This is a genomic window from Anaerobacillus sp., from assembly GCF_046314235.1.
Lineage (GTDB): Bacteria > Bacillota > Bacilli > Bacillales > Anaerobacillaceae > Anaerobacillus.
On sequence record NZ_JBKBWN010000010.1, the window covers coordinates 51,493 to 69,465 of the forward strand.

Annotated in this window: 12 protein-coding genes, 2 pseudogenes and 1 riboswitch; of the genes and pseudogenes, 12 read left to right on the forward strand and 2 right to left on the reverse strand. The window is 34.6% G+C overall.

Going from position 1 to position 17,973, the window contains the following annotated elements:
• Positions 1 to 84 precede the first annotated feature (84 nt).
• The 3 genes from ACK4M9_RS14580 (at position 85) to rlmH (ending at position 2,391) form a co-directional block, all read left to right on the forward strand.
• Entirely contained in the window at positions 85 to 1,503 is a 1,419-nt protein-coding gene (locus tag ACK4M9_RS14580; protein WP_409851963.1) for a sodium/glutamate symporter, read from the forward strand.
• Positions 1,504 to 1,684: 181 nt separating this feature from the next.
• On the forward strand, positions 1,685 to 1,843 hold the full coding sequence (locus tag ACK4M9_RS14585) for a CxxH/CxxC protein (protein WP_409851965.1): 159 nt from the start codon (positions 1,685 to 1,687) through the stop codon (positions 1,841 to 1,843).
• Between the two features lie 68 nt (positions 1,844 to 1,911).
• Positions 1,912 to 2,391, forward strand: coding sequence for a 23S rRNA (pseudouridine(1915)-N(3))-methyltransferase RlmH (rlmH, locus tag ACK4M9_RS14590; RefSeq protein WP_409851968.1), 480 nt, complete (start codon positions 1,912 to 1,914; stop codon positions 2,389 to 2,391).
• A gap of 474 nt (positions 2,392 to 2,865) precedes the next feature.
• Here rlmH and ACK4M9_RS14595 read toward each other — a convergent pair whose 3' ends face one another.
• Positions 2,866 to 3,777, reverse strand: a complete 912-nt coding sequence (locus ACK4M9_RS14595; RefSeq protein WP_409851970.1) for a nuclease-related domain-containing protein — start codon at positions 3,775 to 3,777, stop codon at positions 2,866 to 2,868.
• Between the two features lie 311 nt (positions 3,778 to 4,088).
• Positions 4,089 to 4,188: riboswitch (purine riboswitch) on the forward strand.
• Positions 4,189 to 4,208: 20 nt separating this feature from the next.
• On the opposite strand from ACK4M9_RS14595, the gene ACK4M9_RS14600 reads away from it, so the two are divergent.
• Entirely contained in the window at positions 4,209 to 5,498 is a 1,290-nt protein-coding gene (locus tag ACK4M9_RS14600; protein ID WP_409851972.1) for an NCS2 family permease, read from the forward strand.
• A gap of 580 nt (positions 5,499 to 6,078) precedes the next feature.
• On the opposite strand, the gene ACK4M9_RS14605 is transcribed toward ACK4M9_RS14600, so the two are convergent.
• The gene (locus ACK4M9_RS14605) at positions 6,079 to 6,528 is read right to left on the reverse strand and encodes a hypothetical protein (protein ID WP_409851975.1); all 450 of its coding nucleotides are present in this window, start codon (positions 6,526 to 6,528) and stop codon (positions 6,079 to 6,081) included.
• A gap of 671 nt (positions 6,529 to 7,199) precedes the next feature.
• Between ACK4M9_RS14605 and ACK4M9_RS14610 the strand changes: the two genes are divergently transcribed.
• The 8 genes and pseudogenes from ACK4M9_RS14610 to ACK4M9_RS14645 all read left to right on the forward strand — a co-directional run.
• Positions 7,200 to 8,426, forward strand: a complete 1,227-nt coding sequence (locus tag ACK4M9_RS14610) for a GGDEF domain-containing protein (RefSeq protein ID WP_409851977.1) — start codon at positions 7,200 to 7,202, stop codon at positions 8,424 to 8,426.
• Between the two features lie 652 nt (positions 8,427 to 9,078).
• The gene (locus ACK4M9_RS14615; protein WP_409851980.1) at positions 9,079 to 10,347 is read left to right on the forward strand and encodes a response regulator; all 1,269 of its coding nucleotides are present in this window, start codon (positions 9,079 to 9,081) and stop codon (positions 10,345 to 10,347) included.
• A 1-nt stretch (position 10,348) separates the two neighbouring features.
• Positions 10,349 to 11,428 (forward strand): HEAT repeat domain-containing protein, encoded by a 1,080-nt coding sequence (locus tag ACK4M9_RS14620; protein WP_409851983.1) that lies wholly within the window; start codon positions 10,349 to 10,351, stop codon positions 11,426 to 11,428.
• Positions 11,421 to 12,866 (forward strand): glycosyltransferase family 2 protein, encoded by a 1,446-nt coding sequence (locus tag ACK4M9_RS14625; RefSeq protein ID WP_409851985.1) that lies wholly within the window; start codon positions 11,421 to 11,423, stop codon positions 12,864 to 12,866. The genes ACK4M9_RS14620 and ACK4M9_RS14625 overlap by 8 nt, the downstream gene beginning before the upstream one ends.
• Positions 12,867 to 12,881: 15 nt before the next feature.
• Entirely contained in the window at positions 12,882 to 16,100 is a 3,219-nt protein-coding gene (locus ACK4M9_RS14630; RefSeq protein WP_409851988.1) for a hypothetical protein, read from the forward strand.
• Between the two features lie 70 nt (positions 16,101 to 16,170).
• Complete coding sequence (locus ACK4M9_RS14635; RefSeq protein ID WP_409851990.1) at positions 16,171 to 17,055, forward strand: hypothetical protein; 885 nt, start codon at positions 16,171 to 16,173, stop codon at positions 17,053 to 17,055.
• A 77-nt stretch (positions 17,056 to 17,132) separates the two neighbouring features.
• Positions 17,133 to 17,327: pseudogene (locus ACK4M9_RS14640) on the forward strand (nucleotide excision repair endonuclease); the annotation flags it as partial.
• 238 nt (positions 17,328 to 17,565) lie between these two features.
• Positions 17,566 to 17,913: pseudogene (locus tag ACK4M9_RS14645) on the forward strand (CDP-alcohol phosphatidyltransferase family protein); the annotation flags it as partial.
• Between the last annotated feature and the right edge of the window lie 60 nt (positions 17,914 to 17,973).

A 17,973-nucleotide genomic window follows, 5' to 3' on the forward strand; every position in this document is an offset into this window, starting at 1 on the left:
GAATCTTTGCATCATTTTTAGACGTTTATAGACATAGTATTAGGGTAAAGAATTAGAGAATGTACATATTTAGGAGGGAAAACATTGTCACCGAATATGATTGGCTTTAGTTTTATTTTGTTAGGGATTTTTCTCATTATCGGAAAACTTTTTAGAAGTAAAATTGAAGTCTTAAGGAAACTATTTTTACCTAGTTCTATTATCGCAGGATTTGTCGCTCTCCTTGTTGGTCCTGAAGTTTTAGGAAGAATAACTAGTAGATTTTTTGCTGAAGAGTCATTTTTCTATACGGGGTTACTTCCTGAATTTATTTTAAACGTTTGGAGTACACTTCCTGGCCTTTTCATTAATGTTGTATTTGCTGCTTTATTTTTAGGGAAAGTTGTCCCTAATTTAAAGAAAATCTGGCTTATTGCTGGTCCACAAGTGGTCATGGGACAAACTGTTTCTTGGGGGCAATATGTTGTAGGCATCATGCTCACATTGTTTGTTTTAACACCGTTTTTTGGAATGAATCCATTAACAGGAGCACTAATAGAAATTAGCTTTGTTGGGGGGCATGGGACTGCAGCTGGTTTATCAGGAACGTTTGAGGAATTAAACTTTGCTGAAGGTGCAGATTTGGCAGTCGGTCTTGCAACAATTGGGATTGTTTCGGGTGTTATTATCGGAATTATTTTAATTAATTGGGGGGCTAGAACGAACCGGGCAAAATTTGTTGGTGGAAAAACGCCCTTAACTAAGGAAGAAAAAGAAAAGCTTGCAGAGTTAGAAGAAAGAGAAACAGATCAGAAAACGAAGCATACAACATCAATGGAACCGTTAGCCTTCCACCTAGCAATTGTTGGAGCTGCTATTGCTCTAGGGTATGTTTTATTAAAGCTAATCGTGTTGCTTGAAAGTTATACGTGGGGTGCATGGACCGGTACACATCTTTTTCCTTATGTACCTTTATTCCCACTAGCCATGATTGGCGGCATGCTCATTCAAATTGGTCTTGATCATTACGGAAAAAGTCATTTTATTGATCGAGAAATGGTTAACCGAATTTCAGGGTTTTCCCTAGACATTTTGATTGTCAGTGCATTGGGTACTCTGTCGTTAGCTGTGATTGGTGATAATCTTGTTCCATTCTTATTATTAGCGATTGTAGCAATTGCTTGGAATGTATTTGCATTTCTCGTATTAGCACCACGTATGATTCCACAATTTTGGTTTGAACGGGGAATAGGTGATCTCGGTCAAGCAATGGGAATGACAGCAACAGGCTTATTGCTGATGAAGATTGCAGACCCTGATAATGAGTCGCCAGCCCTAGAAGGTTTTGGGTATAAGCAACTATTATTTGAACCGTTAGTAGGCGGAGGACTGTTTACAGCAGCATCACTGCCACTAATATATCAATTTGGACCTGTGGCAATATTGATTGTATCCATCATTGTTATGACATTCTTTTTACTTTTTGGGATCTTATACTTTGGCGGGAATAAAGCAAAAGCATAGCTAATTTTCCAAATCATTAGAAGTGCAAATAATGGCGACGAAGTCAGCTTAGCTAGAAGTATAAAAAGATCTGTTCACAAGTTGAGCAGATCTTTTTTCTGATTGTGGATAAAATTGTGGAAAATAGTTAAAATGGGTTAATGACTAATTTAAGTTATTATTAAGAAAGAAGTGATTTGGAATGTATAATTGCTGTGAAGAGCATGTAGATTTAGCGATAGATATAGTAGTAGACGAAACGGAGTTAGCACCAGTGATGGTGAAATTGGAAGCTGAAGAACGTTTATCCACAACATGCGATTTCTGTAATGAACAGGCAATTTATAAAATAAGTGGATAAAATGACAGTTTCCTGTTGATATGTGGATAACTATTGTGGATAAACTCTAAAAAGTGGTGAATAAAGCTGTGAATATCTCAATTATTACTGTAGGAAAACTAAAAGAAAAATATTTAATAAACGGTATTAACGAATACATAAAAAGAATGAGCCCATATGCAAAGATTGAAATGATCGAAGTTGCCGATGAAAAGGCGCCCGAGCAATTAAGTGAAGCAGAGATGATTCAAGTCAAAGACAAAGAAGGTGAGCGAATTTTATCTAAAGTTTCTCAAGATGCCTTTGTAATTGCTTTAGCTATTGAAGGTGAGATGTGGAGCTCTGAAAAGTTGGCAAAAGAAATAGACAAGCTAGCGACATATGGCCGCAGTAAAGTAGCATTTATTATTGGCGGATCGTTAGGCTTAAGCCGTGCAGTCATGCAGCGCGCCGATGCAGCCTTATCATTTTCTAAAATGACCTTTCCCCACCAGTTGATGCGGCTAGTTTTAGTCGAGCAAGTATATCGGGCGTTTCGAATCAATAGGAATGAACCGTACCATAAATAGATTTTTTTTTAGGTTAATGTAAATCAAGGTTAACCTGACCATAAATAGACGCGGTTTTTTGTTAGCATAAATCAAGGTTAACCGTATCATAAATAGGGTGGTTGTTTCTAGAAAAAGCAATTTATTATTATGAACACTACCTATTTTGGGCGGGGGGAGGAGCATATTAACCAAGTTCGAACAGGATTAGACCTAGAAGAACGAAAGTAGTCTGAACTTGAGGTAGGTTCGGACCGGATAAGGAGTAGAAGAAGGAAAGTAGTCTGAACCTGAGCTAGGTTCGGACAGTATTAGGGCTAGAAGAAAGAAAGTAGTCTGAACCTGAGCCAAGTTCGGACAGTATTAGGCATAGAGGGAAGAAAGTAGTCTGAACCTGAGCTAGGTTCGGACCGGATTAGGCTGAGAAGAATTAAAGTAGTCTGAACCTAAGCTAGGTTCGGACCGACTCTTAAATACTAGGAATTAAACTAACGGTTATTCAAAATAAGTATTACTTGTATTCCCGAATACTTTAAAGTGTTTCTTTAAAACTCTAAAAATTGTCTTTCTATTTAAATCTATTCTGCACCAATCAGAGATAACTTGTGTAGTAATCTTTCGATCAGGAAATAGCAATTTAAACTCCTTCACACTCCGTAAGACAGCTAATTGGATTTTTTCCTGCCCTCCACAAGTTCTACAAATCAAATCATAATTATGTTTACTAACTAAAAACGAATTACATTTATAACAATAAACTCCTTTTTGTAGCTGTTCATAAGTATACTGAGGTAGTTTGGTGTAAGGATTTTTAGGTTGATGTAGCGAAAGTAACTTTTTTGCTAGTTTCAAATGTCCGTCATCTAATTTAGAAGAAGATTGATTGAGATCTTTCAAAAAACGGTTTACTTGTGTTGGAAAAATGATAGGTTGGTCCATTGGGGCTTGGTATAAGGTGAACTCAGGGTTGATAAAGATAACGTAGGATTCAACTAGGTAATTTTGTTTGAGGTTTTGAAGCAATTGGCGGAATAGAGTGGCACACCTTTTTAACTGGTCTACGGGGTTTTTATATTCTCGATCGGTTGCCACGGCATACAGTTTGTCCGATTTTATGTAGTAATCGCCGTTAAAATACTTTACATCCAAAAGATGTATAACCCTTTGCGAGATAATCAAATTATCAATTTGAAAATAGGAATTGTTTATCTCAAGCAGCAAGTCATTGATGATATACCTTTCTTCTTGTAGGTCTTTTGCCAGCATATCATCAAATATCAACTCTCCTTGAAAGCCTTTTTCAAGGTTTAAATAGTGGAACTTCTCCTTTTCACTTAACTCCATTCGTATGTTTAAATATCGTAAAATTAACAATTCATCCGACTCAGATCGATCTTTAAGTAACATGTTTCACGTCCTTTCTTAATATGTAAGCTAATTTTATAAAAAAATTGACACCATTTTATATAAGAAATTTGAAAATATTGTTAAAGTTTGAGCAATTTTTGGTGATGCTTATCCTGCTGATTACAGAGTATTAGTTATTATAACTGTAGTATGAGATAATGCCTCTCGGAGAATTTTCAAGGCTGTAATAATTATAAGTTCTATTAGCTAACTTTAAAATGTAATATAATTTAATTATTTACAAAAATACGAACTATTTTCATTGACATCTTATTAATGTTCGCTTAATATTAAATTCGTTGTGAAAATAAGTTCATATTAAATGTTTCGTTCGTATATTCCTGGTAATATGGGCTAGGAGTTTCTACAAGGGACCGAAAATTCCTAACTACGATTGTAGCTAGGAATCTATACTTATGGAGGTTTTGTAGATGGAACGGTTATTTAAGTTAAATGAGTTAGGAACAAATGTCAGAACAGAAGTGATTGCTGGTTTTACGACATTTTTGACGATGGTATACATCGTAGTTGTTAATCCGGCGATTTTATCAGCTGCAGGAGTTCCGTTTGATCAAGTGTTTATTGCCACAATTTTAGCAGCCGTTATTGGTACGTTAATCATGGCCTTTTCAGCAAATTATCCGATTGCAGTTGCTCCTGGGATGGGATTGAATGCTTATTTTACAAGTGTTGTTATCTCCCAAGGAGTCAGCTACCAAGTCGTTTTTGGTACCGTCTTTTTAGCTGGTCTTTTGTTTTTACTATTAACATTCACAAAGTTCCGCGAAATGCTAATTCAATCCATTCCAGCTTCTATTAAATATGGTATTACTTCAGGGATCGGTCTATTTATCGCATTTATTGGGTTACAAATGTCAGGGTTAGTGGTAGCGAGCCCAGCGACACTCGTAACAATTGGAGATTTACGCTCGCCAATTACGGCATTAACGATGCTTGGTTTATTTATTACCTTCGTTTTAATTGCTAGAAATATTAAAGGTGCGTTGTTTATTGGGATGCTAGTAACAGCACTTGTTGGTTATTTTACAGGGCATCTAGAAATCAATGGGATAGTTTCGACACCACCACCGATCGTTTTCTTTGACATCGACATTGCAGGAGTTTTTTCACATGCCTTATATACGGTCGTGTTTGCCTTTTTACTCGTAACGATTTTTGATACAACAGGAACACTAATTGGTGTAGCGGAGCAAGCAGGCTTGATGAAAGACGGAAAAATGAAAAAAGCTAAATCGGCCCTAACAGCTGATGCGGTCGCTACTACGGTAGGGTCTGCGTTAGGTACTAGTCCATCTACAGCTTATATCGAATCATCCGCAGGTGTCGCAGCTGGTGGACGTTCAGGATTAACAGCATTGGTCGTAGCAATCCTTTTCATGGTTGCATTATTCTTCTCACCGCTAGTTTCAGCTATTTCAGCGCTTCCAGCGATCACAGCTCCGGCATTAATCATTGTTGGCTGCTACATGATGGAAGGCTTAGCAAAAATAAATTGGAAGAAGTTTGACGATGCCTTTCCATCATTTGCGATTATCTTAACAATGCCACTAACATCAAGTATTGCTACTGGAATTGCAATTGGATTTATTACCTATCCAGTGATTAAGCTAGTAAGTGGAAAAGGGAAAGAAGTACACCCAATTCTTTATATCTTTGGTATTATCTTCGCGATCCAAATGGTGTTTTTCCCAGCGCATTAAAGTGGCATTTTACAGAAATAAATATTTTTTAAGAAGAGTTGTTCTCAATGGTATTGGGGGGCAACTTTTTTCGTTGTTTAGAATGAAATGAAAACTAAGGGGAGTTTCATCAGTAGTAGACGATAACCGGAGTGGAAGCTGTTTTCAATCAACGCAACATAATAAGCCGTGAATTTTTTTGTGAGACAAGATTTCTTCGGGCAGCCAATGTGACCAAAGTAATGAAGTCTTATCATTTTCCAAAATGACTTTTCCACACTAGTTGATGCGGCTAGTTTTAGTGATAAATTAAATCGGGTGTTTATAATCATTAGGAATGACCCGTATCATAAATATAAGCATAAGCAAGGAGTATCATTTTATTCAGAGGAGATCCTTGTGGTAAATGCACTAATCATCTTCGCAATAAAAAAGTCTAGCAAGGTGCAGGCAAAACCAATGTAGAATGTACAGGATCTCTTGCTTGATAAAGCTTGTGGAGCAAGGTAAATGCTATTATAAAGTCAACGTCGACAAGTCTTTGACTAGGAGATATCCATGTTTTAGGTTACTTCACTTTCCTTCTCAAATGAAGGGTACATCAAGTTAGTTCTTGATCATTTTTGAGATTCGATTTGGGTTGTTTGAACACTTCGTCCTGCCACAGTTGATACAGATAGATGATTAAAGCAAAACCGATCATCATAGCAACAATAGCTATTGTAGACACAGTCGATTCACTCGAAACAAGCCCAATCTTTTGCAATATTGGGTAACCGATATACATAAATAACCCGTCTAAAAGTACATTGACAGTCAAATACAACCGGAATTTTCCGAAAGTAAAGTGGAATACCCAAATAACTATAACTAAATATGCACCATACACCCAAGGAACCGGGATGACTTTATCCCACCCGAAAAGACTGGAATCTGTCTCTTTCCACCATCCGTAATGGTAAGCAGCTTGATATGATAATGTATGAATAACGGTCATAAATAGAGCGACCGGCATGTACCTACGCACAGTATCCATTTTCAAAAAGCACAAGGACCCCCAAGGTAATATCAAGAGTGACCAGAGAATAATCTGTTTCATGTCATTAGAACCCCCAATAGTTTTATGTGTAGTGTTACTCACGGTTCATATATTTATTCGATTTATCCGATTAAAGTAACTGAAAAACCGACTTGGTTTACAGAATTACATAATGCTTGCGGTTCAATACTAAACTTGGCGTTTCAATATTTATGCTGATATTTACTTAATCAAATTGAAATTTGTATTTACATACAATACTGTGAACCTTACTATAAGTAATCGCGATAAATAATAATACAACATTTAAGAAATTGTATGGTTTCTTTTATTATGAAAAGAAGATACTTTTAGTAGGCAAGTTATTATGAATTTATTAGAAATTAAATTCTAGTATCGAGGAAAAATAGAGAATTTTGTGTAAATTCTTATAAATTTATGTTAAAATATTGTATTGTGAAAGATAAGTTGGTTGGTATTTGGTTTGAATAACACTCTGCATGAACGTTGTAAAGACTGCTTAAATTCTGGGGCGGTTGCAAAGCATAGAACGCTTCTGTTAGAGCATAATAGGTTGTTTTTTCTCTAATCATAGTTACAGTAATCTAATATTATTTATAAGAAAGAAATGTATTGTAAAGTCTAGGCTGACAGATATACAATCGGCAAGGTGGAATGTAACGATGACCATTATCAATTTATACAAGCTCAGTCTTTTTGTCACTGTAGTAGTAATAGCTCTATTGGCAAAACCGGTAGAGATTAGTGCGGTAGACTTTGTGATATCGCTTTCCCTGTTCATACTCTTTTCTATCTTTTATGACCGTCTTAGAGTCAGCTTGAAAGAGGGGGATACAGATCTTGAATATGCAATAAATTATGGGCTTTCTATTGCACTCTTTACTGGACCTATTGGAATAATCATTTATGAGATTGTTTTTAGAGTGCTAACACATTGTCTTAATAAATTGAGGGATACAGAATACAACAAGCCGCTCAAGTTTACCTTTTATAATATTAGTACATTTACCTCTGCGAACATAGCCGCATATTATTTGTATATTTGGCTATGGCCTTATTTTATGGACCTTCCCTTTGGTTTCTGGTTGCTCTTCGCACTGCTCGTATTGGTAACAAATTTTCTGTCCGATTCAATTATTCTTATTTATTTTTTCTTAATAAAAGAAATTCGGACATTCAAAGCTGTTTTAGAGTTTTATAAACATTGGAATTTTCTCGACCTTGGAAAAACTGGTTTGATTAACGGGCTTCTGTTTATATTCCTCATAAATGGTCAATGGGAATATCTCGTTGGAGTGTTTATGTTAAATTATTTTGTAAGTCGCTCTATTATATCAAAAACGCAGAATATGAGGGATAGAGATGAGCGGGACAAGTTCAAGGAAATGGCGTATAGAGACTCTTTAACAGGCGCCAATAACCGTGCATATATGGATAGAATGATGGAGGAACTTGGGGAAAAAGGTGAAACTTTTGGTATTGTCGTTGCTGATATTGACCATTTCAAAGTGATTAATGATACCTATAATCATGCAGTTGGTGATGAAGTACTTAGACATTTCACCAAGTTTCTTAAGAGTCATATCCAAGAGGATGACTTTGTTTTCAGGAGCGGAGGAGAAGAATTTACCTTGTTCTTAAAGAACCGCAGTTTTGATGAAATGTATGAACTGCTAGAAACAATTAAACAGGAGCTAGAAGACAGCTTTGTCATGTTGGATTTTAATGGAGTAGAAAAAAGAATTAAATACACATCTTCATTCGGTTTCTACTACAAACATTTCAGTGACCACTCAGCTATTGAAAAAGGGTATATTTACGCAGATAACCTCTTGTTTCAATCAAAGCGGTTAGGACGTAATCGTATTACTGCGGAAAACGGCATGTGAGAATAGACGTAACAGTTTGGCGGATATAAAAAAGAAGTATCCTAACCCTTAAATTCTAAAGGGGTGATGGCTACTTCTTTTTTTATTTTACATATAGGGAAAAGGGACTAAGGTTAGTATTTATAGGCACTTTTAGCGTCTCCAACAACGTGAAGGGTAGGATTTTTTTACTAGATCTTTGAGGGGGGCGTGATTTTTCCTCATTATTATATTTTTAATATATTCTCCTTAGGTGAAAAGTAATAATTATATATTTCAATAAAGTAGTAAAATGACTAGTCAACTTGCATTCAATAGCTTCTGCAACATCACAAGTAAATTTGGTAGTAGAAGCTAAAATTCAATTTTAAAACTTTTGTCATGTATCAGTTCAGTTGAAATTCTAGCGTTGTAATTCAAAGAGGGGAAAACACACAACTAACGAACTAAATTTAAGTGATATTTTCAAGAAGATAAAAAATATATAGTGCTAGGAAGAAAGATATATAGAATAAAGATATTTATACGTTTATAATAGTGTTTATAGTATGAATAGGGATTTTGGACTATAGAGGAAGCTCTACCTTTATTATCACCCACTTAATACATTAAATGTAAATTATGCAGGTACAACTTGCCGATTTAAAAATATTATGTAAAGGATGAAAGTAGTATGTCTAAAAATCAAACTAAACTTTTTGTGATTAATGAAGATTTGGAGTTCCATTCATTTTTAACAAAACATGTAAACGCGTTTACACTTTATTTTTATAATAATCAAGACGATTTATTAAAGCAATTGTATTTAGAACGCCCAGACTGTTTAGTTTTAAACATTGATCAATTATCTGTTGAAAGTGAAACGAGCCTTCAAGATGTATTTGTTTGGAGTCAGTCAAATTTTACTCCAACTATTACAGTGATGAACCGATTTGAACAAAAAGACCGAACAAAATATTTATCCTGTTCTGACAGTGTTTTTAATCATCCTTTAAAAGTTGATGAATTGCTAGCTAGTATTCATATGCATACGCAAAAACGTGCTCAATTCCTTGCTCACTCTTTAGTAGATTCTTTAACAACTGCTTATAATAGTCACTACTTGAGGGATGAGTTACAACGTCAACTTAACGATATGAAGCGTTCACATGAGCCATTAACCTTAGTTTATCTCGAGACTGAAGTAAATAATGTTAACACTCTAAGAGAAATTCAGGTGGTAAAGAGTTTTGTAACTTGTATTAAAAATAGCATTCGTCCGACAGATTTTCTTGGTCAGTACGGTCCTTCTAACGGCTTTGCCTTACTATTACCTAAAACAGTTAAAGAAGATGCGAGAAAGTTACTTAATCGCTTAACGAAAATAGTCTTAGAAAAGGGTGATATCTTATTTGAAAAATCTTCTTTTTCTTTTTCAGCTAAGATTGTAGAAGTGACAGAGCATAATGTTTCACCAGAGGAATGTTTGTCTGCGCTCCCCTTTACTAATAAGGAAGAAGGAGGACAAATTGTTGAAGGAAGCTTAAGTGAAGATGGTATTGGTTTAAAGAGATTAAACATTGCGATCATAGATGACGACCGTTTAATCCGCGAATTATTGAAACATCAACTCGAGGACATTGCAGAAGATGAATATAAGCTTGAGATTAAAACGTTCGCTGAAGGTGAGGAATTTTTCAGTGATCCTTGGCACCGTCAAAATGAGAGATTTATATTAATTATAGATAGAATTATGCCTAAAATGGATGGACTTGAAATACTAAGGAAAATAAGAGCAGAATATGATCGGAAAAGGTATCTTTGCTTTATGCTGACGAGTAGAGGTTCAGAGGCAGATGTGGCCTTAGCTATTCAAAAAGGAGCAAATGACTATATGACTAAACCGTTTAGTTTAAAAGAATTAGAAGTGCGTATAAAAAGACTTTTAAGAGGAAGTCGATAAGATGATGTCAATTGCTGCAATTATTAAAATCACTAGTTTTCTTGGTTTCCTTTTGCTCTGTGCTTATATTTATTTAGTTATTATAAAAATACGTAATACACAAATAAAACAGAAAAAACAAAGTTGGATTGACCAACATCAAGAAGAAATTGAGGCATACTTTTTACATGGTGATATAGAAAAAGTTACGTTTAGACCAACTAAACCTTATCACTTTAGTGCATTAGAAGACTTTTTTAGCTTGTATTTAACTAACTATAAAGTTGATAAAGCGAATGACCCTATAAAAAGATTTATTGAACACTTCTTTTTAGATGAATATCGGAAAAGGTTAAAAGATCCGGTTTGGAGTGTTAGAATGAATACCCTTTACTTTTTAGACTTATTTCAAATAGAGGAAATGCAAAATGATTTATTAGATCATTTAAATAGTAAAGACCTGACGAATGAGGAAGAATATCAAATTTATATTTTATTAGCTTCGTTAGGTTATGAAAGACTGTATGAACTTTTTAAAGAATCAAAAGGATTACCGCCATTCCTATTAAATGTTATGTTAAATCGGTTAGTCCATGAAGAAAATATAGATGATTACATTGATAATTTTTATCAGTTTCAACTTTCCTGGCAATTAAGCCTATTAGATTTAATTCGCAATAAGAATTTACGATCGTGGAAAATAGTCAATTTTTTAGAAGGTTTACTGCATACGGAGGATATGGAGTTGAGAATAAGAGCTTTAAAGACTTTTGCACATATCGGTTATGTAAGCTCTAGCCAAGTGATCAGCAAATGGTATGAAGAAAACTCTAACCGAGAAGATTGGTTGAGCAATGCAGCAACTGGTGAACGACTGATATTCGCTCGCTTGTTAGGAATGATAAAAGATGAAAGTTTCCTACCCTTACTAGAAGAACTTATTACAGATGCAAAATATAATGTTCGTGCTGAAGCAGCTAAATCAATTCGAAAATATAAAAATGGGAAAAATAAGTTACAGGAAATTGCTGCTAATCATTCCGATAAATACTCAAGAAATATTGCAATGGAGTGGGTAGAAAGGAGTCTAGATTATGAGTGAAATATGGGAATTGGGAAGAAGTCTATTAATCTTCTTTAATAAATTTGTAATATACTACATTATTTTAGCTTGTTTCATTTATTTAGTCTTTTTTCTTTTTTCCTTTGTGAGAATTAAAAAAGAAAGAGGCCTTCATAAAGTAGAGCCCTACAAGCAGTTAAAAAGCTCTCGATTTACCCCACCTTTATCAATTTTAGTACCAGCGTATAATGAAGAAAAGGGGATTATCGGCACTGTACTATCGCTTATTACTGGTAGTGGTCGTTTAGATTATCCAGAGTTTGAAGTGATTGTTATTAACGATGGTTCGAAAGATACAACAATAGAAATAATGATGCAAAGGTTTCAAATGAAAGAAATGAAAAATAAAGTATATGAAAAAAGAAACGGAATTGCAACACAACCCATTAAAGCTGTTTTCCAATCTGAAATTTACCCCTATTTATTAATGATAGATAAAGAAAATGGAGGGAAATCTGACGCTTTAAATGCGGGGATAAATTTTGCGAAATACCCATATTTCGCTTCGATTGATGGGGATACGATTTTGGAACCAGATTCATTTCTTAAAATAATGAAACCAATTATTGAAAATCCAGATGATGAAATATTGGCTACAGGTGGAAATGTTTTAATTGCAAATGGAAGTATGATAGATAAAGGCCAGTTGCAAGAGAAAAGACTATCAAACAAACCTTTAGTCATAATGCAAACGATTGAGTACATGAGGGCCTTTTTATTAGGAAGAATTGGCTTAAGTAATAACAACATACTTCTAATTATATCTGGTGCTTTTGGGGTCTTTAAAACATCGAGAGTCATTCAAGCTGGTGGGTATAGAGTTAAAACAGTTGGAGAAGATATGGAGTTAGTTGTAAGGCTACATGAAATGAATATAGATAATAAGTTGGGCGCAAAAATAATGTTTGTTGCTGATCCTGTTTGTTATACTGAAGTGCCTGAAAAACTAAAAGATTTAAAAACACAGCGAATGCGTTGGCATCGTGGGTTATTTGAAAGTTTATGGTACCATAAGAAAATGTTTTTTAATCCAAGATATAAAGGTGTCGGACTGTTTGCAATGCCTTATTTTTTATTTATTGAGCTTCTTGGTCCACTTATCGAGGTTATAGGTTATTTAGTTGTTGTTCTAGGATTAATTTTAGGAGTTGTAAACATTGAATATTCTATCCTACTTTTAGTAATGCTCATTATTTACGGTTCATTCCTTTCGTTAGGAGCCGTATTATTAGAAGAATGGCGTTTAGGAAGATATCAACGAGTTTCTGAATTAAATCGGCTAGCTTTCTATTCTCTAACTGAATCTTTGTGGTATCGTCCACTTTTAGCCATTTGGCGTGTAGAAGCATTTTTTATTTCGATCTTTAAAAAAGATCAAAGCTGGGGTGAAATGAAACGTAAAGGCGTTTCTACGTAGAAGGAGGAAATTATTTTGAGATGGAAAAAGAGTCTATTTTTGCTAACTGTGCTTGCTGTTTCCCTTCCTTTCATTTTATGGTGGATAGAAAAGCCTACAAAACTAGAAGTTGTAATTATTAATAAGACTGCTCATGATCAGTCATTTCAAGAACATTCTGGGATAACATGGCTTTTAAACCATCTCCGTTATGTGAAAGAAGAGAATGTGAAATACCAAAAAGATTTAGACTATTATGGTTTTTTCTCTGATAGTCAGAATAAAACGTATACTATTCGGGATTTGCCGCCTTCAATGGAGAATATTGATCTGTTTTATATTGGTAATTTATATGGTGTGTATGAAGACGATCTAGAGTTTATTGAAGAAGATACTACAAGCCCACTAATCTACGGCGGACTAAACGAAGAAGAATGGCAATCAATTCTTACAAGAATATCAAGTCAAAAAAGAAGTACTTTAATTATGGAAAACAACGTGTTTAGTACCGCAACAGCAGATTATGTTCAAGAAGATGTTAGTGAGTATCTTCAGCTAGATTTGTCAGGATGGTCCGGGAAATTTTATGAAGAACTTGATCCATTGATAAATGAAGATATTCCTCAATCATTGTTACAACTGAATGAAAAAGTTTTCAAAACGGCTTGGGATTATCAGGGGGCAGGTTTTGTCTTAGTAAACGAGCAAACAGAACAGCTTCAAGTTTTATTGGATGAACATTATCTTGGAGATGGAATTAATGTAAAGTTTACAGAAGCAGGTTTAGAAAAGTTTAAACTAAATAATGAGTACATTTACACAGATTGGTTTACCATTGTTACTGCAAAAAGACCAGAGGATGTCTTAGCTGAATTTTCATGGAACCTAACCGATTTAGGTATAGCAGAGTTAAAAAGGCTAAATATTCCGGTAGAATTTGCGGCAATTATTGGCCAAAATCGTTCTAGTTCACAAAACTATTTTTTTGCAGGTAACTTCTCAAAGAATAGTAAGGTTCCTAATTTTTATCAATTAAAAGGATTAAGTAAGCTGAAAAGTGTATTTAATTGGAATTTTTCCGCTGAGGAAAAGTTTTTTTGGCAATTATATGTTCCAGTCTTAACAACGATACTGGGAGAAAGTTTAGATGAAATAGATAATACTGATAGTTCTCAAGTATCAGTTGCAACAGAAGGAACGTTAGCTTATACATCCCGCATCCATGATAATTCATTCGAAGTGTTTTTAAACGGGAGTTGGAGTAAGTTACAGATAAAGGGTGTAAATATGGGGATGGGCAAGCCAGGTGCTTTTCCGGGAGAAGCAGCGATAAATGAAGCTGAATATTTCCGCTGGTTTCAATCTATAGGAGAAATGGGCGCAAATACAATTAGGGTTTATACACTTCACCCTCCTAGCTTTTATAATGCACTTAAGGATTATAATGAACAACATGATGACCCAATTTATTTACTTCATGGGGTATGGATAGATGAAGAACCTTTAGAAGAAAGCTTGGATGCATTTATACCAGAAATAACGAAAGAGTTTCAAGAAGAAATGAAACGTATCGTAGATGTCATTCACGGAAATGCATTTATTGAAAGACGTCCTGGCCATGCTTATGGCTTTTATCAAGCTGATGTATCTTCTTATGTAATTGGTTGGATATTAGGGATTGAGTGGTATCCTTTCATGGTAAAAGAAACGAATGAAAAGCATGTTTCAATAGGAGACTACGATGGAAAGTATGTTATGACAAATGGAGCTCTTCCATTTGAACATTGGCTTGCAGCACAGTTTGATAAAATAATCGACTATGAAATAGAGCAATATCAATGGATTAGGCCGATGAGTTTTACTAACTGGGTAACAACCGATTTACTTAACCATCCTGCAGAGCCTAATGAAGAAGAAGACATGGTTAGTGTTGATCCAAATGTAATAAAGTTAAAAGGTCCACTTATGGCTACTAACCAATTTGCATCATATCATGTTTATCCTTATTACCCTGATTTTCTAAACTATGAAGAAGATTATGTAAATTACATAGATCACCGTGGAGAATTAAATAACTATGCAGCCTATTTAAAGGACTTGCATGCGGCTCACACAATTCCGGTTTTAATAGCTGAGTTTGGTGTTCCTGCGTCAAGAGGCATAACACATGAAAATCCATTTGGTTGGAACCAAGGCTTTTTAAATGAAGAAGAACAAGGTGAAATTATTGTTCGGCTTTATGAAGATATCGTTCACGAAGGATTGCTTGGTGGGCTCATTTTTACTTGGCAGGATGAGTGGTTTAAAAGAACTTGGAACACGAAGGATTATGATAATCCAGAGCGTAGGCCATATTGGTCGAATGCTCAAACAAATGAGCAACAGTTTGGGTTGTTAAGTTTCGATCGTCATAAGATTAAAGTAGATGGTGAAATAAACGATTGGGAGACTGTTTCGCCGTTTATTACAAAAGAATTAGGATTATTGAGAAACCTTTATATGGATCATGATGAACGATACCTTTATTTCCGTTTAGACATAAGTTCAACAAATGAAGATTTTTTTACAAAAGGTTTTCCATTAATTCTACTAGACACAGTTCCCAATCAAGGTAATTCTAAGCCTGAAATGATTGAGGAAGTAACGTTTGAAAACGGTATTGATTTTATCATTAACTTAAATGGTCTAAATCAATCTAGAGTATTAGTTGATACCTATTATGATTTGTTTTCTTTACAATACCGTAAGGATTTACAATTAAGTGAAGATCCTCCTATTAATAATAGCGGGAAATTTGCGCCAATCCATTATGCTCTTAATAGAGAAATGACAATACCATCACAAAATAAAACATACCCTTTCAGCTATTATGAAACTGGGAAATTACGATATGGTAATGGTAATCCTCATTCTTCAGACTATGACTCGTTAGCAGACTTTTATATTGATCAAAATCAAGAAGTACTTGAAATTCGAATTCCTTGGTTATTACTTAATTATAGGGATCCAAGTCAACGTGAAGTAATTTCTGATATTTATGTTGAAAAGGAAGGAGAAGAGGAAGAGGAAGGAGAAAAGACAGATGGAATTTTCGTCAGTGCATTGTTAGTGAAGCCTTCAGATTCCGAAGGACTTAAGGTCATAGATTCTTTCCCTTCATTTAAACTATATTCGTGGGAAGAGTGGGACCTTCCAGTTTATGAAGAAAGGTTGAAGAAATCCTATGAAATCGTAAAAAAGACATTTTCAAAATGATAAATTGTTGCTCTAGAGGATGTATAGTTACATCCTCTAGTTTACTTTTTTATGGAACGAGTTGGGAAAAATGAAAAAAAGAAACTATAAACTAGTTAGCATCGTATTTTTAGTAGCAATTTTATTTCTTTTATATTCCTTTATTCAAGAAAATAAGGAATTAGAACGTGCTACTTGGTTGTGGGATACTCAATTGATTAAAGATGATGCAAAAACAATTACAAATTTAATTAAAGAAAAAAATCTTACGACTGTTTATGTCCAAGTTTCAACGGACATTGAGATGAGTTATTACCAGAAATTCATCAAGGAATTAAAGTTGATAGGTGTCAATGTTCACGCATTAGATGGTTCACCTACATGGGCAAACTCACTCGATGAAGAAGAAAACTTTCTGACATGGTTTCGTACATATCAACAAAACTCAAACCCAGAAGAACAATTTAAAGGAATCCACTTAGATGTAGAACCTTATTTGCAAGAAGGGTGGGAGTCAAAACAAGAAGAGATAGTAGAAGAGTATCAAGCAATGGTAAAAAGGGTAAACGAGATAAGTATTGAATTGAACGTTGTTTTCGGTCTTGATATTCCATTTTGGTATGAAGAAATTAATTTTTATAATCAATTTGGACAAGGGAATCTTGCAAAATGGTTAATAGAAACCGTTGATGAAATAACAATTATGGCATACCGTAATTTCACCAAAGGTGAAGGCGGCATAATTGAAATTAGTCAAAATGAAATAAAATGGGCAAACGAAGCAAATAAAAAAGTAATCATAGCTGTTGAAACAGTAGAATTACCTGAAACCTATACTTCTTTTTATGGGATGTCCAGTAATTACTTAGATAATGAGTTAGAGATTTTGAGGACAAATTTTAATAGAGATAAATCTTTTTCGGGAATAGCTGTTCATCACTTAATATCTTGGAAAGAACTGAATATGGACAGGTAATAAATAAAAAGAAATATTGAGGGACACCTATTTAAATCATTAGCCCCCTCCTGTAAAGACCTAGGGCTAACCAGTAAAGACCTAGAATAAAAAAACGTTTTGAGGATACTGTATCTTTCATCAAAAACCACAGAGGTGAAGTAACTAAAATAGCTGTTTGTTTTGATGAAAACCCTGTTAATAGAGAAATCTATGAAACGTATATTATTAATAAGCTTAAGGCAAAGTACAATCTGGAGAAAGTGTTTTTTAAAATAAAAACCGCGAAATAAAGTAATAAGTGTAGTCATGGTGACTATATTTATTGCTTTATTGTAAATGTCAACCTAAAAGTTGACCACCCTCTTGTTAGTACGAATAGGTTTCTTTGAGACGATAGTTTTCATCGAAAATAGGTGGCATTGTGAGTGATTCGATCTAAGAAGGCGGCGGTCATTTGATCATCGTGAAAGCTTCATTCCATCTGCTGAATTCTACTTTGCTTGTGATAATCATACTTCCCGGCTCGTAACGAAGATGACTCCTTTCGGTACCGTCTTAGACGTTAGTTATGATCGCTTAGTTAAGTGTAATTCTAGGATTAGCATTTCGGTTTCCAGAAGCGATGTGGGCCCTGCTTTTATTAAGCGTTTCAATAATATGCAATGACAATCTTTTTAACCGTAGGTGCAGTAACCGAAAAAAGTGGTTTATTACCAGCCAGGACTCGCAGAAAGAACAGAAGGATTTATCCTGTTTTTGTTAATGATTTTACTACCTAATTACATGATCTGGATAACGCTTGTCTTTTTAGCTGTAGAGATCTTTACTTCATTACAGAGATTGAAAGAGGCGAAGCGGATACTAAAGGGGTCATGAATGTAGCAGAGGATATTTTAAGATTTGCAAGAACTATTGTTGCTTTAATATTATAAAGTA

Bases quoted from the DNA above. Each gene is read 5' to 3' on its own strand.
- ACK4M9_RS14585 (WP_409851965.1), top strand. From the start codon at position 1,685: ATGTATAATTGCTGTGAAGAGCATGTAGATTTAGCGATAGATATAGTA.
- ACK4M9_RS14615 (WP_409851980.1), top strand. From the start codon at position 9,079: ATGTCTAAAAATCAAACTAAACTTTTTGTGATTAATGAAGATTTGGAG.
- ACK4M9_RS14620 (WP_409851983.1), top strand. From the start codon at position 10,349: ATGATGTCAATTGCTGCAATTATTAAAATCACTAGTTTTCTTGGTTTC.
- ACK4M9_RS14625 (WP_409851985.1), top strand. From the start codon at position 11,421: ATGAGTGAAATATGGGAATTGGGAAGAAGTCTATTAATCTTCTTTAAT.
- ACK4M9_RS14600 (WP_409851972.1), top strand. From the start codon at position 4,209: ATGGAACGGTTATTTAAGTTAAATGAGTTAGGAACAAATGTCAGAACA.
- ACK4M9_RS14610 (WP_409851977.1), top strand. From the start codon at position 7,200: ATGACCATTATCAATTTATACAAGCTCAGTCTTTTTGTCACTGTAGTA.
- ACK4M9_RS14635 (WP_409851990.1), top strand. From the start codon at position 16,171: ATGAAAAAAAGAAACTATAAACTAGTTAGCATCGTATTTTTAGTAGCA.
- ACK4M9_RS14595 (WP_409851970.1), bottom strand. From the start codon at position 3,777: ATGTTACTTAAAGATCGATCTGAGTCGGATGAATTGTTAATTTTACGA.